The organism is Microbispora sp. H11081, from assembly GCF_012999535.1.
In the GTDB taxonomy this organism is placed as follows: Bacteria; Actinomycetota; Actinomycetes; order Streptosporangiales; family Streptosporangiaceae; genus Microbispora.
Window position 1 is genome coordinate 339,546 of sequence record NZ_JABBWV010000005.1, and the last position, 22,791, is coordinate 362,336.

The following is a 22,791-nucleotide window of genomic DNA, read 5'->3' on the forward strand; positions in this document are numbered from 1 at the left end:
ATCCCGGAGGGCGTGGCCCGGCGCGGGCCGGGACACGCCCGGCCCGCGCCGGGTCACACCCGGCCCGTCAGCGGCAGGCGCGCACCACGCGGGGCGCGCCGCAGCTCATGGTCCCGGCGCCCGCGCCGAGACCCGCGTTCGCGTTGGCGTTCACGTCGAGGCCGACATCGAGGCCGACGCCGAGGCCGAGACCGAGACCGAGGCCCAGGCCGACGTCGAGACCGGCGTCGGCGGCAAGGGCGGCCGTGGGCTTGGCGACCGCTGTCTTCGGCGTGTCACAGCCGCACCCCGCGTACGCGGGGGCGGAGGCGAGCAGGCCCGCGCAGGTCAGGGCGGCCAGGGACAGCAGACGTATAGGGCGACGCATGAAGATTCCTCACCTCGGATGTAACTGATCGTGTTCGATCGTCACTGTTCGTATCCGGCCCCAGGTTGGGACAAACTCAGGGCGCTCCCGGCGCAGTGTCAAAATCCGGTACTGAGGCGGATGACCGAGGAGGGCGGCGGCCGATCATGTCACGACGGCCGCCGGCCGGGCCGTCCACAGGCTGTGGACGACCCGGCCGTCAGACCTTCTGTGCCGTGAGACCTTCAGCGGCAAGGCTTTCGTCGCGAGACTTTTTCAGCGGAAGCGCCGCAGGCGCAGGCTGTTGCTGACGACGAACACGCTGGAGAACGCCATCGCCGCCCCGGCGACCATCGGGTTGAGCAGGCCGGCGGCGGCCAGCGGCAGGGCCGCGACGTTGTAGGCGAAGGCCCAGAACAGGTTGCCCTTGATCGTGCTCAGCGTGCGCCGCGACAGCCGGATAGCGTCGGCCGCCACCCGCAGGTCACCCCTGACCAGGGTCAGGTCGGCGGCCTCGATGGCCACGTCGGTGCCCGTGCCCATGGCGAGGCCGAGGTCGGCCTGGGCGAGCGCGGCGGCGTCGTTGACGCCGTCGCCGACCATGGCGACGGTCCTGCCCTCGGCCTGCAGCCGCTTCACGACGTCGACCTTGTCGGCGGGCAGCACCTCGGCGATCACCTCGTCGATGCCCACCTCCGCCGCGACCGCACGCGCGGCCCGCTCGTTGTCGCCGGTCAGCAGCACCGGGGTCAGCCCGAGCGCGCGCAGGTCGCGGACGGCCTCGGCACTGGTGGCCTTGACGGTGTCGGACACCACCAGGACGCCGCGTGCCCTGCCGTCCCAGCCGACCGCCACCGCCGTACGGCCGGCGGCCTGCGCGGTGTCCATCGCCTCCACGAGTTCGGCGGGCAGGTGCTGGGCCCACTCGGCCAGCAGCGCGGGCCGCCCCACCAGGACGGCGTGGCCGTCCACGATGCCCTGCACCCCGAGACCCTCGACGTTGGCGAAGTCCTCCGGCGCAGGCAGGACGCCCACCCGTTCGGCGGCGCCGCGCGCGACGGCCTGGGCGATCGGGTGCTCGGAGGCGTGCTCAAGGGCTCCGGCCAGCCGCAGGACCTCTTCCGGGTCCTGCCCCTCGGCCACCACGACGCCGGCCAGCGTCATCTTCCCCTCGGTGACGGTGCCGGTCTTGTCGAGCACGACCGTGTCGATCCGGCGGGTCGACTCCAGCACCTCGGGGCCCTTGATCAGGATGCCGAGCTGGGCGCCGCGGCCGGTGCCGACCAGCAGCGCGGTCGGCGTGGCCAAGCCAAGCGCGCAGGGGCACGCGATGATCAGCACCGCCACGGCGGCGGTGAAGGCGGCCTCGGCGCCCTCGCCCGTGCCGAGCCAGTAGCCGAGCGTGGCGACCGACAGCGCGATGACGATCGGCACGAAGACCCCGGAGACGCGGTCGGCCAGGCGCTGCACCTCGGCCTTGCCGGTCTGGGCCTCCTCCACCAGCCGCGCCATCTGCGCGAGCTGGGTGTCGGACCCGACCCGGGTGGCCCGGACGACCAGCCGGCCGCCCGCGTTCACCGTCGCGCCGGTCACCTCGTCACCGGCCCGCACCTCCACCGGCACCGACTCGCCGGTGAGCATCGAGGCGTCGACCGCCGAGGTCCCCTCCTCGATCACGCCGTCGGTCGCGATCTTCTCTCCTGGCCGTACGACGAAGCGGTCGCCCACCGCCAGTTCGCCGACCGGGATGCGCACCTCCGCGCCGCCGCGCAGGACGGCGACGTCCTTGGCGCCGAGTTCGAGCAGCGCCCGCAGGGCCGCGCCCGCGCGCCGCTTGGCCCGGGCCTCGAAATAACGCCCGGCCAGGATGAACGCCGTGACGCCGGCCGCGGCCTCCAGGTAGATGTCGCCAGAGCCGCCGCCGCGCTCGATCGTGAACGCGAACGGATGCGTCATGCCGGGGGTGCCCGCGTCGCCCAGGAAGAGCGCCCACAGCGACCAGCCCAGGGCGGCGATCGTGCCCATCGACACGAGCGTGTCCATCGTGGCCGTGCCGTGGCGCAGGTTGGTCCAGGCCGCCCGGTGGAACGGCAGGCCGCCCCACACGACGACCGGGGCCGCGAGCGTGAGCGACAGCCACTGCCAGTACGTGAACTGCAGGGCGGGGATCATCGCCAGCGCGATCACCGGCACGGCGAGCACAACGGAGACGAGCAGCCGGGTGCGCAGGGAGGCGAGTTCGTCCGGCGGCTCCGCGGTCGCCTGCTCCGGCTTCGGCGGCTCGGGCAGCTTCGCCGTGTATCCGGCCTTCTCCACCTCCGCCACCAGCGCCTGCGGATCGAGGTCCACGGGGAAGCTCACCTTGGCCTTCTCCGTGGCGTAGTTGACCGTCGCGGTCACGCCCTCCAGCTTGTTGAGCTTGCGCTCGATCCTGTTGGCGCACGACGCGCAGGTCATGCCGCCTATCGATAGCTCGACCGCGCCGGTCGGCCGGTCACCGGTTGTCGCCGGCATCACCACTCCTTTCTCGCGTCGTGCTCATCGGCTGTGCCCGGCCGCTTCTGCGCGAACCGTGAAGGCGGCCGTGCGGACGGTTCCCTCGTGCTTGAAGTCGAGGAACAGGCGGTAGTCGCCGCCGCTCGGCGCGGACGCGGCGAAGGTCACCCCGGCCGCGGCCGTGTCCTCCTCCGGGTGCACGTGCAGGTAGGCCAGGTCGCCCGCGCGGATCGCGACGAGGTGGCCGGATGCGCCCAGGTAGGGCTCGAGATCGCCGACAGGTCTGCCGTCCTTGCTCACCGTGAAATCGAGCTTACTCACCCGGCCGGGGACGAGGTCGCCCGCCAGCGTCACGGTGTATCCGTCCACCCGCGCCGTACGCTCCGCGGGCGGCAGCGGCCGGGGCTCGAAGGCGCCGGGGACGTTGAGGTCGGCGCCGAGCGTCAGGTCGGGCCCGCCTTCGGGGGCGAAGTCGGCGTAGGCGCGGTAGGTCCCAGCGGCCGGCAGGGTGAGCGGGACCGTCCAGACCCCGTCGCCGGCCTCCTCCGGGTGCAGGTGCCAGAAGCCGCCGAGGTCGCGGGAGACCACGATGAAGTGCAGCTTCTTCTCGTGCTTCACCTGGTAGCCGGTCACCGGAGCGCCGTCGGGCCCGGTGACGGTGAAGCGGAAGCCGGCGGCCTTCTCCGGCGTGAGCGTCGTGGTCAGCGGGACGAGCGTGTAGCCGTCCTGGGAGATCTGCAGCCCTGCCGGCACCGTGCCGGAAGCCTCCCCGCCGTGATCGGCGGAGCCCTCCGAGTGACCGTGGACGGGCTGCGACTCGGCGTGCGAGGACTCCGTGTGCGGGGGCTCGGCGTGCTGGGGCTGGGGGCGCCGGGGCTCGCCCGCGCCCAGCGCGGCTCCCGTGCCCAGGGCCGCCAGGAAGATCACGCCCAGGCCCGCGGCGTACGCGCCGAGCCTCGCCGGGGTGTTCACGAGGCACCCGCCACGTCGTATCCGGCTTCGCGGACGGCCGCCACGATGGCCGCGTCGTCGGCGCCGCCGTCGGTCTCGACCGTCAGCAGCCCGGAGGCGAGGTCCACCGTGACGCCGGTGACACCGGCGACGCCGCCGACCTCCTCGCTGACCGAGCTGACGCAGTGGCCGCAGGTCATGCCGGTGACGGTGTAGGTGCTGGTCATGGCGATCACTCCTGTTGGCTCGTCGTTCATCGCGGTCAACACCATACCCCCCTAGGGTATTTCCGCGTCAACCGGGAGCCCCGGCCGAGGCCGTAAGCAGGTCTCTAGAGGAGGTAGCGCAGCCAGAGGTACGGCACGCACAGGGCCACCGTGACGACGGTGACCACCAGGCCGTACTTCGTGAACTGCCAGAAGCTGATCCGGGCGCCGTTGCGCTCGGCGATGCCGAGGATGACGACGTTGGCGGAGGCGCCCACGGCGGTGGCGTTGCCGCCGAGGTCCGCGCCGAGCGCGAGCGCCCACCACAGGACGTTGGGGTCGCCGGGCACGTGCTGCGCGAGATCGGCGACGATGGGGCTCATCGTGGCGACGTACGGAATGTTGTCGACGATCGCCGACAGCCCGGCCGACGCCCAGAGCAGGACCATGGTGGTCACGCCGGGCCGTCCCGCCGTCGCCTCCGCCGCGGCCTGCGACACCAGGCCGATGACACCGGTCTCCACGAGCGCGCCGACCATCACGAACAGGCCGGCGAAGAAGACCAGCGTCGGCCACTCCACCTCGCGCAACGCGTCCTCGGTGGTGACCTTGGTGACGAGCACGAGCAGCCCCGCCCCGAGCAGCGCCACGACCGACGGCTCGTAGTGCAGCACCGGATGCAGCACGAACGCCGCGACGACCACGGCGAGCACGGACAGGCTCTGCAGCAGCATGACCTTGTCCTGGATGGCCGCCCGCTCGTCCAGCCGCATGATCTCGGCCGCCCGCTCGGGGTCGTACCGGAACGCGCTGCGGAACAGCAGGCGGCACAGGCCGATGAAGACCGCCGTCAGCACGATCACCAGCGGCGCGAGGTGGACGAGAAAGTCGTTGAAGGTCAGCCCGGCGCGGGAGGCGATGATGATGTTCGGCGGGTCGCCGACGAGAGTCGCGGTGCCGCCGATGTTGGACGCCATCGCCTCGGCGATCAGGAACGGCGCTACCGGCAGCGCGAGGCGCTCGCAGACGAGGAACGTGACCGGCGCGATCAGCAGCACGGTCGTGACGTTGTCCAGCAGCGCCGACGCCACGGCCGTGATCACCAGGAGCAGCACCATGAGCCGGAACGGCCGGCCCCTCGCCCGTTTGGCGGCCCAGATGGCGAGGAATTCGAACACGCCGGTCTGCCGCAGCACCCCGACGATGACCATCATGCCCAGCAGCAGGAAGACGACGTTCCAGTCCACGCCGGAATCCTGCGAGAAGAACGCGGAGTCCGCCGCGGTGGCGTGGACCAGCAGCATGATCGCGGCGCCGCCCAGGGCGGCCTTGACCCGGTGGACCTTCTCGCTGGCGATGAGGACGTACGTGGCGGCGAAGACGATCGCCGCCACCCAGGCGGTCACGGTCACGTGAGCCGCTTGAGCAGCGTGGAGAGCGTGACCGCGCCCAGCAGGCGGCCGCCGTCCAGCACGGCGACGAGGGGGCTGTGGGTGCGCGCCATCAGCGCGGCGACCTCCAGGAGCGTGGCGTCGGGATCGGCCACCGGGAGTTCGCGCGGCCGCTCCGGCAGCGCCTGGCGTACGGTGCGCCCGCCAAGCGCGCGGACGAACGCGTCGGCGTGCGCCTCGTCGATCACCCGGGCCAGCGCCGGGTCGGCCTGGCAGTACTGCGGCACGGCGAGGCTCAGCACCTGCGTGCCCGGCAGAATCGACACCGGCGCCCCACGATCGTCCAGCACGATCAGCCCGGGTAGCTCGCGCTCGGCCATGAGACGCGCGGCCTCGGCGATGGGGGAGTCGAGCCCGATGGTGGGGAACGGCACTACGAGATCCTGGGCGCGCATGACCTCACCTGTTCGTGCGTGTGGGTATTCACTCGGGTCTCCGATCGCCGACAAGGCCCCAGGTGTTGGGACCTCTTCGCCGACCAGACTTCCCGGCACGCCAGGACCAGGTTATCGGCCCGGCAAGCCGTGCAAAAGCCCCGGCGACGCACGGCGGACCAATACCCCCTCGGCGTACGGCAGGCGGCCCAGAGACCCGGTGGGCAGCGGGACCATGCCCTCGGGCGCCTCCGTCAGCCGCGTGGAGAAGCCGAGACGGCGGCCGGCGCGCCCCCGCGCCGAGACGTAGTCGTCCGCCCCCGCGAAGATCGCTTCGCCCACGGATCCGAGCCGCGACAGCGCCTCCCCCACTTCCTCGCCCGGCCGGACCACGGTGGCGGGCAGGCGGTCGGTCTCGGCGTCGGAACGGACCAGCACCGCGCCGTCGAGCCAGGCGACCAGGCAGACCGTGATCTCCTCGAACCCGGCGCGCACGGCCTCGGCCGCCAGTTCGGCGCGGCCGGGGACATCCCAGCCGTGTAAGGAGAAGACCGGCGCGACCGGCGGCGAGGCCGCTGGGGGCGAGGCGAGCGCCCGGCGCACGGCCTCGACGCCCGCCCGCGCGTACGGCACGGTCCGCTCGGGCAGCCGGTCCAGCGGAAACCAGGCCAGTTCGGCGCATTTGTGCGGCTCGGCGTTGACGGGCGTGCCGGTGACCGAGCGCGCGACGAGGAACATCCCGATGCGGGCCGTACCGCCCGGGTTGCGGTGGTGCATCACGTGCACCACCTCGCAGCCGTCCACCTCGACGCCGAGCTCCTCGCGGGCCTCCCGTACGGTGGCGCCGACCACGGACTCCCCCTCCTCCAGGTGCCCGGACGGCATGATCTGCCACTCCCCGTCGGCGTAGCCGGTGCCGCCGCGCCGGCCGAGCAGCACCCTGTCGCCGTCCGTGAGCACCAGGTGCACGTCGACGACCGGGCGGTAGCGGCCCGGGGCGTACGTCGCGGCGTCGAGCAGGGCGGGCAGCGTCGTCGCGTTCGCGGAGATGAACTCCCCCAGCGCGGGCGGCACCATGTTGAGGCCGCGCACGTCGGCCGGGCGCACCCGCCGCACCTCGTGCAGGCCGATGCCCGGGTCGAGGAACTCCGGGCCGCTGCGCAGCGACAGGTCGAGCGACACCAGCCGGCAGGCGTACACGTCGCTGAGGCGGCCCGGCTCCGCGAGGGTGAACACGTGCAGCGCGGGCCCCGCCGTCGCGCCGAGCTCCTCGTCGAGCTCGCGGCGCAGCGCCGCCTCCGGTGAGGCGTCGCCCGGCTCGACCCCGCCGCCTGGCGTCACCCAGTACGGCTCGCGCTCGGGTCGTACCCGGCGGAACAGGACGATCTCGTCGCCGTCGAACAGAATGGCCCGGACACCGTGCCGTACGGAGGTCATGCCGGGAATCCTCTCGCGGACGGTCCGGCGTCCGCTGCCCGAAGGGGCCGAAATACGGTGGGGGAAGCTCTTTCGATGGGGGTTCCGCGAGAAGGGGATAGTGGACGATGACGGAAATGACCTACCGGCGGCTGGGGGACTCGGGGCTCGTCGTCTCGGCTCTGGGCCTCGGCGGCAACAACTTCGGCGGCAGGCTCGACCTCGACGCCACCCGAGCGGTGGTCGACGCGGCGCTCGACGCGGGCGTCACGCTGATCGACACGGCGGACATCTACGGCGAGTCGGAGACGCTGCTCGGCGAGGTGCTGAAGGGGCGGCGTGACCAGGTCGTGCTCGCCACCAAGTTCGGCGGGGACGTGCGCGGCGCCAACGGGCCCGACTGGGGCGCGCGGGGCTCGCGGCGGTACGTCCGCCTGGCGGTCGAGCGGTCGCTGCGCCGCCTCAAGACCGACTGGATCGACCTCTACCAACTGCACTTCCCCGACCCCTCCACCCCGGTCGAGGAGACCCTGTCGGTCCTGACCGATCTGGTGCGGGAGGGCAAGGTCCGCTATGTCGGCTCGTCCAACTTCAAGTCCTGGCAGGTCACCGACGCGGACTGGATCGCCCGCACCGGTGGCTTCGAGCGTTTCGTGAGCGCGCAGAACGAGTACAGCCTGCTCGACCGGGGGGTGGAGCGGGAACTGGTCCCGGCGCTGCTGCACCACGGCGTCGGCCTGCTGCCGTACTTCCCGCTGGCCAACGGCCTGCTGACCGGCAAGTACCGGCGTGGGGAGGAGCCGCCGGCGGGCACCAGGCTCGCGGGCCGGCCGCAGTATCTGACGGACGCGCGGTTCGCGGTGGTGGAGCGGCTCCGGGAGTTCGCCGAGCGGCAGGGGGTGACCCTGCTCGACCTCGCGATCGGCGGCCTGCTCGCGCAGCCGGCGGTCTCGTCGGTGATCGCGGGGGCGACCCGGCCCGAGCAGGTCAAGGCCAATGTCGCGGCGGCGGCGTGGCGGCCGGACGAGGCGGCACTGGCGGAGCTGAACGAGATCGCACGCTGACCGGGGGGACCGTGCTCGTCAGGCGTCGAGTATCTCGATGAGGCGGCTCAGGTAGGGCGGCACGTTGCGCAACCGCACGGCGGTGCCGCCCTTCACGGGGGATCCGGGAGCCAGCAGGGCCCGCAACCCGGCCAGGTCGACGAACCGCAGGTCGCCGGTGTCGACGACGATCTCGCCGCGCTCGCTCCTCGCCGCGGCGAGCGCGGTCGCCAGGGCGGCGCTGTTCGACAGGTCCACCTCGCCCGCCAGGATCACGGACGAGTCCGCGGGGGACCACCTGACGCTGAGGTAACTGTCCGTGTAGAGAACGCCGTGGTCGCCGTTGGACGGCCTCACGAGGCGCACCGGCAGGGCACACCGGTGCGAGGAACGTTGCGCACCGGTCCCGGGCGCGTGGTCGTGGAGCAGGACACGGTGAACGCCGTCACGGTCCCACCTCCCTGCTGGAAGCGGAGATAATCACCGAGCGTGGCCGTCCGACAGCGCGATTGTCAATGCCTCGCCCACCCGGATCGTACGGAAGCCGGAGATCGGCGCCCGGTTCCCCGGGTGCGGGCCTGGAGCGCCTCGTCCCGGGGGAATGATCAGTAGCCGGCGGCCTCGGCGGTGAAACCGGCCCACACGGCCTTGCCCACGGGCCGCAGCGGCGCCCAGCCCCACATCTGGCTGACCCCGGCGACCACCTGGAGGCCCCGCCCGGTCTCGGCCACGTAGTCGGGCTCGCGCAGCACCGGCGCGGCGTTGCTGGGGTCGGTGACCACGCACAGCAGCGCACGCGACGAGCGGAACATCAGCAGGCGCACCGGCAGGGGATGGATGGCCTGGTGCCGCAGGCCGTGGCGCAGCGCGTTGGTGACGAGTTCGCAGACCGCGAGCGCGGCGTCGTCCGCGACGTCCTCCATGGCCCAGGTTCGCAACACGCCGGTGGCGAAATGCCGCGCGGTGCGCGCGGCGAGGCTCTCACGGTGGAATTCGTGCACGGCCACCTGGGGGACTCCGCACGGCTCCGCGCCACCCGTCCACGGCCAGCGCCTGCCATCGGGAAAGACCTGCTCAAGCGTGCCGAGCCACGGATCCCGGGCAACGCCTTCGGCTTCTGCGAGAGAAGCACGGTCTGTCCGATAACCAGTCATTGAGAGCCCTATGAGGTTGATGTCGACCATGTGGCGGGGATGACTCAGTAAGTCATAGTGCTCCCATTGATGCTCTTGTGCAAGTACGGATGCACGTGCATACGCACGCGTGCGGTAGGTGCTGGTTCGGATTGCGAAACGAGGCGCCCATGTCCGTGATCTACAACGGAATGCCCTCATCTCACCTGGGAGAGCAGGCCTGGCGCAAGAGCCGGCACAGCAATCCGAGCGGCAACTGCGTCGAGATCGCCGCGCTGCCCGACGGCCGGGTGGCCTTGCGCAACTCCCGGCACCCGTCCGGACCGGCGCTTATCCTGCCGCTACAGGACATGGCCGCATTCCTCCGCTCCGCCAAGGAGGGGGAATTCGACGACATCCTCGGCTGTATGGAGAAATGATCTCACCACTTGCATGGGCCCGGGTGACGAGTATCGTGAACCTGGCGTAAACCCATCGGTGCACCTCAAAGGACCTCATATGACTGCGGCCCCTGCGGAGGGTGTGCCTCACCCGCTCGACCTGGCATCACGATCACTCCGCAGCCCGACCGTCCTGCGCATCCTGCTCGGCACCCAGCTGCGACGGCTCCGTGAGAGCAGGCACATCCGGCTGGAGGAGGCGGGCAACGCCATCCGCGCGTCCCACTCGAAGATCAGCCGGATGGAGCTCGGGCGCGTCGGGTTCCGCCGCCGTGACGTCGCCGACCTCCTCACCCTCTACGGAGTCACCGACGAGAGCGAGCGCGAGGCGCTGCTTTCGCTCGTCGCCCAGGCCAACGCCCCCGGCTGGTGGCACAAGTACGACGACGTCCTGCCCTCCTGGTTCGAGGCGTACGTCGGCCTGGAGCAGGCCGCGAGCGCGATCCGCTGCTACGAGGTGCAGTTCGTGCCGGGCCTGCTGCAGACCCCGGAGTACGCGGAGGCCGTGGTGCGGCTCGGCCACCAGGAGGCCTCCGACGATGAGGTCGAGCGCCGGGTCCGGCTGCGGATGGACCGCCAGGAGGTGCTGACCAGGGAGGACCCGCCGCTGCTGTGGGCGGTGATCGACGAGGCCGTGCTGCGCCGTCCCGTCGGAGGCGCCAAGGTGATGAAGGCCCAGATAGAGCACCTGCTTGAGATGATCTCGCTGCCTCGGGTGACGCTCCAGGTCATCCCGTTCAGCGCCGGCGGGCACGCCGCCGCGGGCGGGCCGTTCAGCATCCTGCGCTTCGCGGGCGTCGGCCTGCCCGACGTCGTCTACCTCGAACAGCTCACCAGTGCCATCTATCTGGAGAAGCCCGAGTACATCGACCGCTACCTCGAGGTCATGGAGCGCCTGTGCATCCAGGCCAGGCCGGCCTCGGACACCGAGCGGATGCTGTGTCAGCTCATGACGGAGCTGTGACGATGCGCTAGCGTCGCCGGGGTGACCTCCGCTGCCGCACGCCCGCAGGAGACCGTGGCGTAAGCAGTGCCTGAAAATACGTGTCAGGTGCCCGTACGCGGTAAATGGAGTACTACCACACTGTGGGGCAAGCAGGAGGGCGGTGAGAACCTTGGCGAGCAGCCTGCTCAGCCTGGAGTTCGACCGAAGTTCGGTCACCAGGGTGCGGCATCTCGTCATGGTTTCGGCCCAGGAAGCCGGGCTCAAGGGCGTCGTCCTGGAAGACTACGTGCTCGCGGTGCACGAGGCCGTCACCAACGCCGTCAGGTACGGCTCGCCGCCCCGGGGAATCGCCATGTGGCGCGAGACGGGGACGCTGGTGTGCGAGATCACCGACCAGGGGCCGGGCATCCCCGACGAGGTGCTGGAGCGCGAGGAGCCGGCGACGCGGTTCGACTTCGGGGGACGCGGGCTGTGGCTGATGGACCGCCTCGCCGATCGGGTCGTGCGTACGGGCGCCGACGGCACGGTGATCCGCCTCAGCGTGCGGCTTCCCTCGTAGACCGTTGGCTTCCGCTGAGAGCGGAGCACGACACCGGCCGACCGAAAACCCGCCTTCCGACTCCTCTGCGGTCAGGATTGGCACGCTTTGAGCTGGGCATTTCTGCTCTCGGCATTCCGCCGCCCCCGGTCGGAAGCCGGGCTGCGCGGGCGAGCCGTAATCATGAATTTGGTTCACTGGAATTCCGGGCAATCCGGGTCGGACGTCGAGACCTTGCTAGGCTGCAGGGAACCGTAGAACCGGGGCGTTGTCTCACCCGGCAGGTGAGACCGTCGAGAAGTGGGGTCACACCGTGAAGAAGCTGCTTGTTCTCGCTCTTGTCGCCGTCGGCGGGCTCCTGGTCTGGCGCAAGGTGCAGGCCGACCGTGCGGAGCTCGACCTGTGGACCGAGGCCACCGGCAGCGAGAACTGACCACCGGGGATGGTGCTTGATCGTGGCAGAGGTGCGGGAATGGCCCCCGTGAAGCTGGCCTGCCTTGACCTGGCCGGGACCACGATCGGTGACATCGACATGGTGGAACGGGCGATCGCCGAGGCGATCGCCACGCAGGGCATCGTCCCCGGGACCAGCGCATATGCCCGTGCCATGGTGCATGTGCACAGGTCCCGGGGATGCCCCAAGATCGAGATCTTCCGGGGTATCTTCCCCGGCAACGAGGCGCAGGCGCAGGCGGCGAACCTGACCTTCGAGCGTTCCTACCAGAACGCCATCGAGAGGTCCGGTCTCGTGCCGCTGCCGGGGGCCGTCGAGGCCGTCGCCAAGCTGCGCGACGCCGGGCTGAAGATCGCCCTGATCACCGGCTTCAGCCGGGCCACCCTGGGGCGGGTGCTGAGCAGCCTCACCTGGGTCGACATGCTGGACCTCGCGCTGTGCCCGGAGGACGCCGGACGTGGCCGTCCGTACCCCGACATGGTGCTCACCGCCGTACTGCGCTCCGGCGTCGACGACGTACGGCAGGTGGCCGTCGCGGGTGACTCCGAGAGCGACATGCTGTGCGGCCGGCGCGCGGGCGCCTCGGTAGTCGCCGGAGTGCTCGGCGGCGTGCACAGCAAGGAGCGTCTGCTCGGCGGCGGCGCCACCCACATCATCGACTCCATCGCCGACTTCCCGGGGCTCGTCCTCGGCACCGGGGTGAGCGCCTCTCCGGTCGCCGCCCCGGCCCCCTGAACCTCGGGCCCGCCCACACCGCGGCACGACACGCTATCGAGTGGCGCTCGGGTGCGGCCTGTTGCTACGGTGTACGCACCGGCGGCCTGTGGATCTGCGCTTTCACACGGATCGCATGCCACGGGGCCTTAGCTCAGCTGGCAGAGCGCCTGCTTTGCAAGCAGGAAGTCAGGGGTTCGAATCCCCTAGGCTCCACCTCCCAAAACACCGCCTCCCTGATCTTAGGAAGCGGTGTCCGGGCCATTAACGGGCCATTAGCTCTCAGCGCTGCTCTCCTTCTTGCCGTTGGCCGCCTTCCGGTCGGCCTCCACGCGAGCGCTCAGCGCATCGGCGATCCTCTGGTCGGCGTCGCGGGTCGCGTGCTGGTAGATCAGCGCCGCTCGGTCGCTGTCGTGCCCCATCCGGGCCTTGAGATCGGCGAGGCTCGCGCCCGACTGCGCGGCGAGCGTGTTGCCGGTGTGTCGTAGATCGTGGAAGTGCAGGCCCTTGACGCCCATTTCCTTGAGCGCTCCCGCCCACTTGGCCTCACGCCGGAAGTTGCCGCCGCGCAGGTAACCGCCTCGCTTGCCAAGAAAGACGAACGCCTCGTCGGCCTGGTCGACGAACTCGGCCAGGTGCTCGGTCAGCGCGGGGACGATCGCCGAGGGGATGCTGACGGTGCGCTTGCCGGCCCGCGACTTGGGCGGCGCGAGCACCATGTCTCCGCCATCCAGCTCGATGAGCTGTTCCCGCACGCGTACTATCCGCGCCTTGAGGTCGATGTCCGACCGCCGCAGCGCGATGACCTCGCCCCATCGCAGGCTGGCGAACGTGGTCAGCAGGATCAGCGCCCGGAACCGCCGGTCGGCCATCTTGTCGGCCAGCTCGAAAACCTGGGCCACGGTGAGGATGGGCCGCTCGGGGGTTTGCTCGTTGTCCGCGCCCTTGATCCGGCAGGGGTTCCGGCTGAGCAGCTTGTCCTCTTCGACGGCCGTCATCAGCACGGCCCGCAGCAGGCGGTACGCCTTGGCCGCGGTGGACACCGAGACGCCGTTGTCGATGAGCTTCGCCCGCCACGACCGGATCATCTGCGTCGTCAGCTTGCCCACGGCCACGCCGCCCAGGCCAGGGACGATGTGCCGGTCCAGGAGCCAGGTGTACAGCTCGACCGTCTTGGGCCGCAGGCCCGGTCGCTCCTTAATCCACGTCCGGGCATAGTCGCCGAGCAGGACTTTCCCGCGAACGGGGTCCGTCCACTCCCCTGAGATCATCTGCGCTTCGATCAGGGTCAGCGCGCGATCTGCTTCGGTCCGCGTGGCGTAGGTGATTGGGCCGGTATGCATCCGCCCATCCGGGCCGGGATAGCGAATCTGAAAGCGGCCGGACTCTCGCTTGCGGATATTGCCGAAACGCCGGTGACCGTCTCTGTTCGCCATCAGGCCGCCCGTCCCTTCGGGGCCTTCATCGGCTCGACGAGCCCGGCCGCGATGAACGCTTCGAGAGCGGCTTCGGGAATGCGAACGCCACGACCGACGCGGACGAAGAAGATACGGCGTTCGGCGATCAGCCGACGAGGAAAGCGAACCGAGGTGTTCAGCCGTTCGGCCGCCTCTTCGACGCGGAGAAGACGGCCTTGAGCCTCGGGCGGGAGCGGCGTAGCGGGCGAGGTTGTATTCGTCATGCGGCCCTCCCTTCAGTTGCCGAAAAATCTCTGCCGTCTGCCTGGGCTTCGAGTTGGTTCATGTGGTTGCGCCAGCGCTGGCGTTCGTGGACCGAGCGCAGCAGCCGCACGCCGATCGGGGCCAGCTCGGGATCACCTGGCTTGACCGGTCGCCACATGTAGCGGTGGGGGTCGACCGGCTCGTCAGGCAGGCCGAGGGCTTCCAGGACCCAGGTGCGGCGGTCCTGCTTGTGCTCGGTCAGCGTCTTGTTGGACCACTTCCGCGAGACCAGGACGCGGCGGCCCGCGTAGCCGAGGTGATCGGGCTTGTGTGCCTTGCCCTTGCACCGGCCGGGAGCCATGCCGGGCTTGGCGCCCTTGGGCTGGATCCCGTAGCGCAGCCAGTTCGGGCAGGTCGGCGAGCACGGCTCAAACCGCAGAGCGTCGAGCAGCCGTTCGGCGTGGGCCTTGCGGCGGGGGTCGTCGGTGCCGAGGGCGTCGCCGAGCGACTTGGTCAGGTACTTCGACAGGTACTGAATGAGCTGATCGGCGTCGGGCGTTCCGGCGAGAACGCCTTGGATGTCGAGCTGGTCGCCGAACCGCAGCACGTGCAGGGGGTGCGCGTCCTCGTCGGCGTCGAGAGCGTCGAGGGCCTGTTCCCAGGTCGGCAGGACCTCGCCCGTCTCGGGGTCGATGTAGCCGGCCCCGTCCTCCCAGACCGGCAGGTGGTCCCCCTCGAACCGCACCTCGTCCGTGGACGGCCACCACACCTGGTGATACGTGGCCGCGATGATCTGCCGCAGCTCCGCACGGGGCAGGGTGCCGCGGATCGCCATGTGCAGATGCGGGGCGAGCCGCTTTTGAGGCTCGACCGTGGCGAAATACTGCACGTCATAGCCCGCCACCCGGCGGAGGTTCTGCACGAACCGATCCACGAGCTTCGAGAAGTGCAGCGCATCCCGGGCCGCCCGCGCGTAGTCGTACCGGTCGGGGTCCAGCGGCGCGCCCTCCAGCACCCGCCCGTAGGACGGAAGTGTGAGCGTGACGAACATCGACGGCCGGTAGGTCTTGCCGTCCGAGCCGGTGAAGGTCCGCCCTAGCGTGGTCTTGGTCATCTGCCGCTTGGGCAGATCCGGGGCGTCCTGCCGCCGTTTCGTCGAACGCGACCGTTTGCCGGAGGTTCGGCCGAGGACGTTGCCCCGCATCCCTGCGGCGTTGATCTCCTCGTCCAGCTCCACGATTGCGGCGTCCAGGTCGGTGGTGTCGCCGCCGGCCCTTTCCACCTCATCCCGCCACGCCTGAGCGTCGGCCCGCAGCTCCACGAGGTGACGCTGATACTCGTCCGTGTTGTCAGGGAGGTTCACGGGTTCGTGGTCGAGGTGCCAGCCCTCCCGGCACTGCGCGCCGGAGTTGCCGGTTGCGCTTGGCACACGGCGGGCACTTGCTCTCCAGCGTGGCCCCGCAGGGCACGTCAATGACCTCAACCTGCCCGGTGAGGATGTCCTGCCGCCGGAGCGGCACAGGGCGGATGCAAACGCCGTGCTGCTTGGCGATCTCCTCGACCACGTCCCGCGCGAGCGGCTGAGCCATCCGGACGGCGCGGGGAGTGGACCGGTCGTTGAGGCGAGCGGGGGAGATTGGCTGGTCTCCCCCGGCCTGGTGGGCGTCGGTGAGGTCGATCAACTGTCCTCCTCTGCGGTCTCGGGGATGGTGAGGGCGGTCTGGCCGCATTCACGGCACTCGACCAGGCCGCACAAGGGGTCGAGCCACAGGACGTTGAGCGCGCCGCAGATGGAGCAGCGCAGCCCGTCGAGGAAGTGCGCCAGGCCGTTCATGCGGCCTCGCTTCGACCGCCGTACTCGGCGACCATCTGCCGAATGTCGGCGTCGGAGACGTAGGCGGCCCGGACCCGCACCGGATCAGGCGAGGTCTCCAGCCGGACGTATCCGACGCCCGCGCCCAGCTCTGGAATAGGTGAGATGTGATCGGCCAGTGCGCCCCGGTCGCGTGCGCCGTCGCCGAGGACCATGTCCACCTGTTCCGACTCGTCCAGACGGAGCGCGATCTTGTCGGGGAACAGGTTGCGGATGTTCATGACCTCCTTGCGGGGGTCCTGGAGTGCGGCCACGACCCCGACGCCGACCGCGCGGCCCTGCGTGGTGAGCGTGGCCAGGGCCGCCGTGGTGCGCTGACGGAGTTGCTTGTCGGACTGGTAGGCGGTCAGGAACGCGACCTCGTCGACGAGCACCAGGACGAATGGGTCATCGATGGTCGGCGTGTGCGAGCGCTGGAGGCCGGCGAACCGGTCGGCCCGCTCCTGCATCACCGAGACGGCCTCGTCGAGTAGGTCGGCGCACTCCTTCGGGTCGGCCGCATATCGCCTGCCGAAGAGCGCCCGTCCGAAGGACAGTTCCATCCGCTTGGGGTCGAGCGCCCAGACCTGGACCAGGCCCGCCCGCATCGCGGGGAGCAGGCCGCGGATGGTCGACCACAGCCACGAGCCCTTACCGGCCCCGGTCGCTCCCGCGATGAGGACGTGCGTGCCGTGGACCTTGAGCCGGTACGGCGTGTCGTCCTCGCACCGGCCGATCTCCACCGGCCCGACCTCCGCCGACTCAGGGATGGGTACGGCGGGCAGGGGTTCGGCGAGCGGGTCGCGCCGGGGGAAGGTCAGCACGAGCCGCCCGGCCTTGGCGACGGCCAGCCGGCAGGAGGGTGAGCCGAAGCCGTGGGCGAGGTGGTCGGTGCGGTCGGCCCAGTCCTTGACGGCCTGCCCGGACAGCATGCGCACGGTAACGCGGTCGGCCCAGCCGTCGCACTCGACCCGGAGCAGGCGGGGCAGGTAGTCGCGGCTCTGGAGGTGACGGCCGAGCCCGGCCACGATCATCACGGGTTGCCAGTGACGCCGGTAGATCCAGAACCGGCGCCAGAAGGCCAGCAGCCGCCAGCCGACCCAGCGGGCGAACGATGCCCGGTCGGCCAGCACCCACCCGAACAATAGCGAGACGGGAACGGTGACGGCGGCGACCGCGACGGGCCAGCCGTACCGGACCCAGATCACCCCGGGAACGGCGAGCACCGCTACGGCGATGGGGTGGACGAGGAGGGTCCGGACGAGACCGGCGACCAGGCGGCCGAGGACGACCAGGATCGTGAGGATCGCCGGGGTCTGGACGACGGCCGGTTTGAACACGACCGCCGTGTCGGGAGTGGTGGATACGAGGTTGCGGACCTCGCCACCGGGAAGGCGCTTGAGCATAAGCTGAACTCCTCTTCTCTTGATTCGCAGTCAGGGAGAGACCGAGGGGCCGCCGGAAGTTGCCGCTTCCAGCGGCCCCGCTTGCGCGTTAGGCCGCCGAGTCGGTGGCCTGATCGTGTTCGGCGTGGATGCGTTCGCAGTCGGCCAGGTACCGGGCGGCGGCGTTGAAGATCTGCCGCGCGATGTCCAGGTCTTCGGCGGTGACCGGTCCGGCCCCGGTGGTCGAGACCGTCACGTCCGCCTCGTCGGACTCCAGGACCAGGTACGGCCGCCCGGACTCCAGCACCCGCGCACGCGCCCGAGTGATCGAGGCGTAGAACGAGATGCCGATGCGGGGACGCTGGCCGGGGTCGATCGACATCGACACGTGGGTGTAGGGACCGTGCGTCATCAGGCCACCCCCCGCCCGTTGGCCAGGCCGTGAAACCGCCGCTCGACCGACCGGGCGAACGAGGCCGCCTCACGAGCAAGCTGCCGGGCGAACTCGACATCGGCCGGGCTGACCTGGTCGCTGTCCGAGGTGGTCAGCAGCACCGAGGTCGTACCGAAGTCCAGCGCCAGCACCGGGGTCCTTGCCGGGTACGGCATGGTCTTGGCCGAGGCGCCGCCCCCGGTGTTGAGGCTGATCACGGCCGAGGGCCGCACGGTGCGCCGCCCCATCACGCCGCGTCCTTCGCAGCGTTGGCGGTCTTGCCGGCCGCCCCTGCGCGGGGAGCCCGCATCACCCGAGCCGAGATGGAGTAGGCCAGCCGCCCCGTCGCCTGATGGACGTACGGCTTGACCTCCAACCCCTCGAACTCAGCGGGGGCCAGCGGCACCCCAGGTAGCGACGGCGGGACGACCGGCTGAACCTCCGACAGGATCTTTACGGTCACCGTCTTCTGCGCGGCCTTCAGCGAGGGATCGGCGTCCATCACCGGGACCTGCCAGACGGGAAGACCGGTCGTCTTGTCCTTGGCCTGGGTGTCCCGCTTGGCGTCGAAGTCCTTCGCCGCGGTGACCTCGCCCACGACGTAGCAGCCGTGCGGGAACAGCAGCTCGAAGCTGATCGGAATGGGTCCTTGCAGTGCCATCGTTCACCACCTCCTTGTCCACCCCCCTAGACGTGAGCGGCCGGTCCGCCACGAGAACTGTCTAGGGGGCCTACGCAGTACAAGATAAGCCCTCTAGGTGTCTATGTCTAGGGGGGTAGACGAGTTGCCTTGCCGACTCTCTCAGCCACGCAACTGCGGCAGGAACGATGGCTTCTCAGGTCCGGCACCACGGCTGGTGGTCTGCCTGATGAAGGGCAGACCACCAGTACCTGGGAAACGAAGGATCACACCTTGAGCTTGCCGATGACTGCGAGGAACGCCGGGTCGAATCCGTGAGCGATAAGCCACGCGGCCGCCAGCGTCAGCACGATCAGCACGAGGGCCCTAACAATCAGGGCCAGGGCGCCCTCCGAGATGGTGATCCCGGATGGGCCGGGGTTGTCCGGCCCACCGCCGGACGAGGTGTTCTTGCCCATAGAGCCTCCTGAAACCACTGTTGAGCCGACTCCAGGAGGGGCACCGTCACACGTGTGCATCACACGCGTGCATCACACGCGTGCATGGCATCTGTGCATCACCGTGTGCATCACATGTGTTGCACTCCACGTGGGCACTAAGTACTCTGCAATTAGCTGTACGGGTACTTAGCGCGCCGGGGCCTTCTCAAGGGTCGGCGTAGCCATACGAAGAGGGTTCTGGCGTGGCAAAGCCAGGGCCCTATTCGTGTTTCAATCACGCCAGGATAGCGGTCTGTTGCGTGCGCAGCTACTACAACTTTGGCTGCTGTTATGGAACAGATCCCTCATAGAGCTGGGGCGCAGCAGAGAGACACTTGATGGCCCGCCACGCTGCTGCCTATGCAGTAGACGGCGGACGCGTCATCGTGGGGCTTGCTTCGCGGCCAGCGTTCGCCGTGAGGGTCGGTTCGCTCGGCCTCGCGGACTCGGCGGATCAGTTCGGCCGGGCCGTCTTGAGCCAGGGTGTCGAGGAGCTGTCGCCAGGTCATTAGGCCATAGCGGCTGACGGTGTCGGCGGCCCCGTCGGTGAGCAGGGCTGTGGCGTGTACCTGGTCGGTGGGGATGGTGGCGGTGAGGGCTTGGTCGGCGGCGAGGGGGTCGGTGGAGGCGACCCAGAAGCCGCCGTCGCGGTTGCGGTATTGGCCGAGGGTTTCGACGTACTCGCGGCGGGCGTCGGCGTGTTCGGGGGTGCCGCCGCGCAGGCTGTCGAGCCGTGCGCGGTGGGGTGCGGCGACCTGTTCTAGCCGGTCGTCGCAGAGCACTAGCGGTTCGGGCGCGCGAGTGTCGAGGATGAGGGTGCTGTCGCCGAGGACGAGCCAGTCGAGGTGGTCGGCGGTGTGGCGGAGCATGATGACGGTGGCGGAGGGGGAGCCGCCGTGGGTCAGGTCGCAGGTGAAGTCGTGCAGTGAGGTGACGTGCTTGATGCCCTGGGCGAGGAGTTCGGGCAGGGGGCCGGCGCTTTGGGTCATCTCGGCGAGCAGGGTGGAGCCGAGGGTGTGGGAGTACCACCGCACGCTGTGGGAGCAGGCCGAGGTGACACCTGGGGGGATGCTGGCGCCGTCGAGGAGGACGACGGCGTCGGCGGTGGCGCCGATGAAGTCTTCGTTGGGCCGGTCGGGGTAGGCGGGTTCGCTGGCGAAGGCGACGCGCATCAGGTGTCCTCGTGCCGGTAGAGCGGGCTGGCCAGTTCCGCCCGCACTGGTTCCCCGGTTTGCGGGTCGTATTCGACGCCGACCACGCAGGAGAAGCGGCGGTCGCCGACCTGCCCCCACAATGTGGCGATCTCATTGGCGAGTAGGTGGATGACGCCGAGGGAGCCGTTGGGGTGGATACCGGCGATGGCCAGGAACGACCCGTTGCCGTCCGGGCGGGGCAGCCGGCCGAGGAAGGCCGAGTCGGTCGGCTGCTGTGGGTCGAGCTGGGAGCCGGAGCGGTATTCGCGGCCGGTACGCGTGTCGACGAGCTTCCAGCCGTTGTCGTCGCGGTCCCAGTGGATGACCGGGTCGGCGTCGTACGCGGTCCGCATGGCCTCAGACATGCGGGGGCCGCATATGACGAGCAGGCCGGGCCGGTTGAGGTCGATCTGCCCGTCAACGGTGACGTTGTCGGTTGCGACGGTCAGGCCGAAGGTCCGGGCGAGGTCTTCCAGGCGCTTGCCGGCGCGCATGTCGTCCAGTGCGACCATGGAGCGGCCGGTCGCGGCGTCGTGCCGCAGCGGGGTCACCACGGTCACCGACCCGATACCGAGGAACGCGCCCTCGGGGGCGGGGCCGGTGTGGCGGATCTGGTGAATACGCCCGCGCGACAGACCGGCCTTCTCAGCGATCTGCGCATACGACATGCCCTGGGCGTGAAGCTCCTGGATGACGCGGCGGCGGAGCCGGGCCAGTTCGGTGACTTCTTGCTGGGCGGCGTTGAGTCGTTCGGTGGCGACCCGGAGCAGGAGATAGGGATCGTCGATGGCGGCGATTTTGTCCAGGTCGCTCGGTGGCACGGTTCCTCCTTGATGGTGCACAGCCGAGTCTAGGGCCCTAGACGAAATGCCGTCTATCCCTCTTGACAGTACGGTTTTGAGGGGTTTGCCGGTCGTTGGGTCCACGGCGCGGATCGCTGATCGCCGGTTGGGGACCCCGCGCGGGCTCACCGCGCCATTCCTGTCAGCAGGGCCGCCCAGATGTCACGCGCCTGTGCCATGGGCCAGCGGTGGGTTTCGCGGATCTCGGGTGCGTCCTCGTTTTGGAGGGTGCGTCGGATGAAGCCTTGCCCGCCCGCCTGGCACAGCTCATAGACCAGTGCCAGGCAGTCGCAGGTCCAGGCGATCACTCGTACCCGCGTTCCGTCCGAGGGCTCGAACCAGGCCAGTTTCTTGCATCCGGGCTGCCGGCGATCGGGGATGTGCGGGCTCACGCAGCTCATCACCGGGACGTCGCCTGTGCGGCGGCTGCGATGGGGTCGACCTTGAGCAGCGCCCACACGGTGCGGCCAGCCTGGTTGCCGTACACGCCCCAGTTGTCGGCCAGGGAGGCGACGAGCAGTAGGCCGCGTCCGCCCTCGTCGTCGGTGGGCCGGACGAGCCGGGGAAGGCCGGGGCCGCCTTCGTCGGTGACGCCGAGCCAGACCTGATCGGGTTCGGCTTGGATGCTGACGATGAACTTGCCGCCGAAGCGGGCCGAGGCGGTGTGCCGGACGGCGTTGGTTGCCAGTTCGCTCACGATGAGTTCGGCTGACTCGACGACAGGCCAGGCGCCGAGGGTTGCGGTGATGAAGCGGCGGGCTTCGGTGACCGAGGTGGGACGGCCGAGGAAGTGCCGGGATAGGCGCCATGGGGGCATGGGACACGCTCCGTCGTATAGGGGGCTAGACATGCCTTCGACGTGAGCGTATGACCAACGCTAGACGGTTCTCAAGGAATACGGCGCATAAATGCGTCACTCATCGAGCTGCTTCGCCAGCTCTCGGAAGTCTGAGGCGATCTCACCCAGCAGCGCCCGCAACTCATCCCCGTACACTGCTGCACTCGCGAACGCCTCGAACGCCTCTTCATGAGCCCCGATCTCGGTCGCCTCCGTCAGCGTGAGGTCACCGGTCAGGCTCTCCAGCACACTCACCGACCCGTCGAAGATAGTGAACCCGTGCAACGGGAAGGCCGGAGCCTCTGTCTTCCACGGCACGACGCCGAGCCGGACATGCGGCATCGTCGACACCTGGGCCAACCGATCGAGCTGGGCCAACATCAACGACGGCGACCCCGGCCAGGTACGCACCGCACCCTCAGTCAGCACGAACGCGAACCGCCGGCCCTCCTCAAACAGCACCGCTTGAGCATCAACCCGTACGGCCGCGGCCTTGGCCGCATCGTCCTCATCGGCATCCCGGCCGATCGCCACCGCCAGCCGCGCATACTCCGCCGTCTGCAACAGCGCCGGAACCATCGCCGAGGAGAAAACGGCCATCCACTTCGACGAGCGCACCCGCGCAGCATTCGCCGCCTCCTTGCCGGCAAGTCCGTTCCTCAGCCGCGACACCTCGTCACGCAGCCGCACGAGCAGCGCGTCCAACTCGCGCCGCGCGTCCTGGTCGAGCTGGAGAGCCGCGGACACCCGCTCAACCGTCTCCGGCGTCGGTAACAGCCGCCCCGTCTCCATTCGCGAGATCGTCGGCTGAGCCACCCCAGCGCGCTGCGCCAGCTCCTTGCCCGTCAGCCTCGCATCCTTACGCAGCCGCCGCAGCAGCTCACCCAGCTCCCGCAACCGATCCCGCCGCTCCTCCATGCTGGCGTTCTACCACCGGCACCCGACCAGATGGCCCAGAGC

General features: G+C 70.0%; 28 protein-coding genes, 1 tRNA gene and 1 pseudogene. 7 read left to right on the top strand and 23 right to left on the bottom strand.

Annotation, left to right across the window (positions count from 1 at the left end):
- Positions 1–67: 67 nt before the first annotated feature.
- The 7 genes from HHX31_RS16460 to HHX31_RS33670 all read right to left on the bottom strand — a co-directional run bounded on the left by HHX31_RS16460 (position 68) and on the right by HHX31_RS33670 (position 7,261).
- Complete coding sequence (locus HHX31_RS16460; protein WP_169949143.1) at positions 68–367, bottom strand: hypothetical protein; 300 nt, start codon at positions 365–367, stop codon at positions 68–70.
- Between the two features lie 255 nt (positions 368–622).
- Positions 623–2,860: a cation-translocating P-type ATPase gene (locus HHX31_RS16465; RefSeq protein WP_169949144.1), complete on the bottom strand. Its 2,238-nt coding sequence runs from the start codon at positions 2,858–2,860 to the stop codon at positions 623–625.
- Between the two features lie 24 nt (positions 2,861–2,884).
- Entirely contained in the window at positions 2,885–3,814 is a 930-nt protein-coding gene (locus tag HHX31_RS16470) for a hypothetical protein (protein WP_169949145.1), read from the bottom strand.
- Positions 3,811–4,050 (bottom strand): heavy-metal-associated domain-containing protein, encoded by a 240-nt coding sequence (locus HHX31_RS16475; protein ID WP_249346033.1) that lies wholly within the window; start codon positions 4,048–4,050, stop codon positions 3,811–3,813. Before HHX31_RS16475 ends, HHX31_RS16470 begins: the two co-directional genes overlap by 4 nt.
- A gap of 74 nt (positions 4,051–4,124) precedes the next feature.
- Positions 4,125–5,405 carry an ArsB/NhaD family transporter gene (locus HHX31_RS16480; protein ID WP_396711157.1) on the bottom strand — a complete coding sequence of 427 codons (1,281 nt, stop codon included), beginning with the start codon at positions 5,403–5,405 and terminating at the stop codon, positions 4,125–4,127.
- Positions 5,406–5,407: 2 nt separating this feature from the next.
- Positions 5,408–5,845 (bottom strand): CBS domain-containing protein, encoded by a 438-nt coding sequence (locus HHX31_RS16485; RefSeq protein ID WP_169949147.1) that lies wholly within the window; start codon positions 5,843–5,845, stop codon positions 5,408–5,410.
- A 111-nt stretch (positions 5,846–5,956) separates the two neighbouring features.
- Positions 5,957–7,261: an NUDIX hydrolase gene (locus tag HHX31_RS33670; RefSeq protein WP_211589788.1), complete on the bottom strand. Its 1,305-nt coding sequence runs from the start codon at positions 7,259–7,261 to the stop codon at positions 5,957–5,959.
- 107 nt (positions 7,262–7,368) lie between these two features.
- Between HHX31_RS33670 and HHX31_RS16495 the strand changes: the two genes are divergently transcribed.
- The gene (locus HHX31_RS16495; RefSeq protein WP_169949148.1) at positions 7,369–8,304 is read left to right on the top strand and encodes an aldo/keto reductase; all 936 of its coding nucleotides are present in this window, start codon (positions 7,369–7,371) and stop codon (positions 8,302–8,304) included.
- Between the two features lie 18 nt (positions 8,305–8,322).
- Here the strand turns inward: HHX31_RS16495 and HHX31_RS34370 are convergent, their stop codons facing one another.
- Positions 8,323–8,640 (bottom strand): STAS domain-containing protein, encoded by a 318-nt coding sequence (locus HHX31_RS34370; RefSeq protein ID WP_169949149.1) that lies wholly within the window; start codon positions 8,638–8,640, stop codon positions 8,323–8,325.
- A gap of 248 nt (positions 8,641–8,888) precedes the next feature.
- Positions 8,889–9,290, bottom strand: a complete 402-nt coding sequence (locus tag HHX31_RS35135) for an ATP-binding protein (RefSeq protein WP_169949150.1) — start codon at positions 9,288–9,290, stop codon at positions 8,889–8,891.
- Between the two features lie 296 nt (positions 9,291–9,586).
- Here HHX31_RS35135 and HHX31_RS16510 point away from each other — a divergent pair, with 296 nt between their 5' ends.
- The 6 genes from HHX31_RS16510 (at position 9,587) to HHX31_RS16530 (ending at position 12,724) form a co-directional block, all read left to right on the top strand.
- Positions 9,587–9,835: a DUF397 domain-containing protein gene (locus HHX31_RS16510; protein WP_169949151.1), complete on the top strand. Its 249-nt coding sequence runs from the start codon at positions 9,587–9,589 to the stop codon at positions 9,833–9,835.
- A gap of 79 nt (positions 9,836–9,914) precedes the next feature.
- Positions 9,915–10,820, top strand: a complete 906-nt coding sequence (locus tag HHX31_RS16515; protein ID WP_169949152.1) for a helix-turn-helix transcriptional regulator — start codon at positions 9,915–9,917, stop codon at positions 10,818–10,820.
- Positions 10,821–10,962: 142 nt separating this feature from the next.
- Positions 10,963–11,361: an ATP-binding protein gene (locus tag HHX31_RS16520; RefSeq protein WP_169949153.1), complete on the top strand. Its 399-nt coding sequence runs from the start codon at positions 10,963–10,965 to the stop codon at positions 11,359–11,361.
- 292 nt (positions 11,362–11,653) lie between these two features.
- Positions 11,654–11,773: a DLW-39 family protein gene (locus HHX31_RS33675; RefSeq protein ID WP_208802288.1), complete on the top strand. Its 120-nt coding sequence runs from the start codon at positions 11,654–11,656 to the stop codon at positions 11,771–11,773.
- 39 nt (positions 11,774–11,812) lie between these two features.
- Complete coding sequence (locus tag HHX31_RS16525; RefSeq protein ID WP_169949154.1) at positions 11,813–12,529, top strand: HAD family hydrolase; 717 nt, start codon at positions 11,813–11,815, stop codon at positions 12,527–12,529.
- A 122-nt stretch (positions 12,530–12,651) separates the two neighbouring features.
- Positions 12,652–12,724, top strand: a tRNA-Ala gene (locus HHX31_RS16530).
- Positions 12,725–12,783: 59 nt separating this feature from the next.
- On the opposite strand, the gene xerC is transcribed toward HHX31_RS16530, so the two are convergent.
- The 14 genes and pseudogenes from xerC to HHX31_RS16600 form a co-directional block, all read right to left on the bottom strand.
- Positions 12,784–13,851 (bottom strand): tyrosine recombinase XerC, encoded by a 1,068-nt coding sequence (gene xerC, locus HHX31_RS16535; protein ID WP_249346034.1) that lies wholly within the window; start codon positions 13,849–13,851, stop codon positions 12,784–12,786.
- A gap of 92 nt (positions 13,852–13,943) precedes the next feature.
- Positions 13,944–14,189, bottom strand: coding sequence for a helix-turn-helix domain-containing protein (locus tag HHX31_RS16540; protein WP_169949156.1), 246 nt, complete (start codon positions 14,187–14,189; stop codon positions 13,944–13,946).
- Positions 14,186–15,899: pseudogene (locus HHX31_RS16545) on the bottom strand (replication initiator). The gene HHX31_RS16540 and the pseudogene HHX31_RS16545 overlap by 4 nt, the downstream one beginning before the upstream one ends.
- Positions 15,848–16,003 (bottom strand): hypothetical protein, encoded by a 156-nt coding sequence (locus HHX31_RS16550; RefSeq protein WP_169949157.1) that lies wholly within the window; start codon positions 16,001–16,003, stop codon positions 15,848–15,850. The pseudogene HHX31_RS16545 and the gene HHX31_RS16550 overlap by 52 nt, the downstream one beginning before the upstream one ends.
- Complete coding sequence (locus HHX31_RS16555; RefSeq protein ID WP_169949158.1) at positions 16,000–17,427, bottom strand: FtsK/SpoIIIE domain-containing protein; 1,428 nt, start codon at positions 17,425–17,427, stop codon at positions 16,000–16,002. The genes HHX31_RS16550 and HHX31_RS16555 overlap by 4 nt, the downstream gene beginning before the upstream one ends.
- Before the next feature lie 88 nt (positions 17,428–17,515).
- Positions 17,516–17,818: a hypothetical protein gene (locus HHX31_RS16560; protein ID WP_169949159.1), complete on the bottom strand. Its 303-nt coding sequence runs from the start codon at positions 17,816–17,818 to the stop codon at positions 17,516–17,518.
- Positions 17,818–18,087, bottom strand: coding sequence for a hypothetical protein (locus HHX31_RS16565; RefSeq protein ID WP_169949160.1), 270 nt, complete (start codon positions 18,085–18,087; stop codon positions 17,818–17,820). Before HHX31_RS16565 ends, HHX31_RS16560 begins: the two co-directional genes overlap by 1 nt.
- Entirely contained in the window at positions 18,087–18,500 is a 414-nt protein-coding gene (locus tag HHX31_RS16570) for a plasmid replication, integration and excision activator (protein ID WP_169949161.1), read from the bottom strand. The genes HHX31_RS16565 and HHX31_RS16570 overlap by 1 nt, the downstream gene beginning before the upstream one ends.
- A gap of 245 nt (positions 18,501–18,745) precedes the next feature.
- Positions 18,746–18,937 (bottom strand): hypothetical protein, encoded by a 192-nt coding sequence (locus HHX31_RS16575; protein ID WP_169949162.1) that lies wholly within the window; start codon positions 18,935–18,937, stop codon positions 18,746–18,748.
- Between the two features lie 326 nt (positions 18,938–19,263).
- On the bottom strand, positions 19,264–20,130 hold the full coding sequence (locus tag HHX31_RS16580) for a protein phosphatase 2C domain-containing protein (RefSeq protein WP_169949163.1): 867 nt from the start codon (positions 20,128–20,130) through the stop codon (positions 19,264–19,266).
- Entirely contained in the window at positions 20,130–20,972 is an 843-nt protein-coding gene (locus HHX31_RS16585; protein WP_311931827.1) for a sigma factor-like helix-turn-helix DNA-binding protein, read from the bottom strand. The genes HHX31_RS16580 and HHX31_RS16585 overlap by 1 nt, the downstream gene beginning before the upstream one ends.
- Before the next feature lie 146 nt (positions 20,973–21,118).
- The gene (locus tag HHX31_RS16590; protein ID WP_169949164.1) at positions 21,119–21,385 is read right to left on the bottom strand and encodes a hypothetical protein; all 267 of its coding nucleotides are present in this window, start codon (positions 21,383–21,385) and stop codon (positions 21,119–21,121) included.
- A gap of 8 nt (positions 21,386–21,393) precedes the next feature.
- A complete protein-coding gene (locus HHX31_RS16595) occupies positions 21,394–21,810 on the bottom strand; it encodes an ATP-binding protein (protein ID WP_169949165.1) in 417 nt (138 codons plus the stop codon).
- Between the two features lie 96 nt (positions 21,811–21,906).
- Positions 21,907–22,749 (bottom strand): Scr1 family TA system antitoxin-like transcriptional regulator, encoded by an 843-nt coding sequence (locus HHX31_RS16600; RefSeq protein WP_169949166.1) that lies wholly within the window; start codon positions 22,747–22,749, stop codon positions 21,907–21,909.
- Between the last annotated feature and the right edge of the window lie 42 nt (positions 22,750–22,791).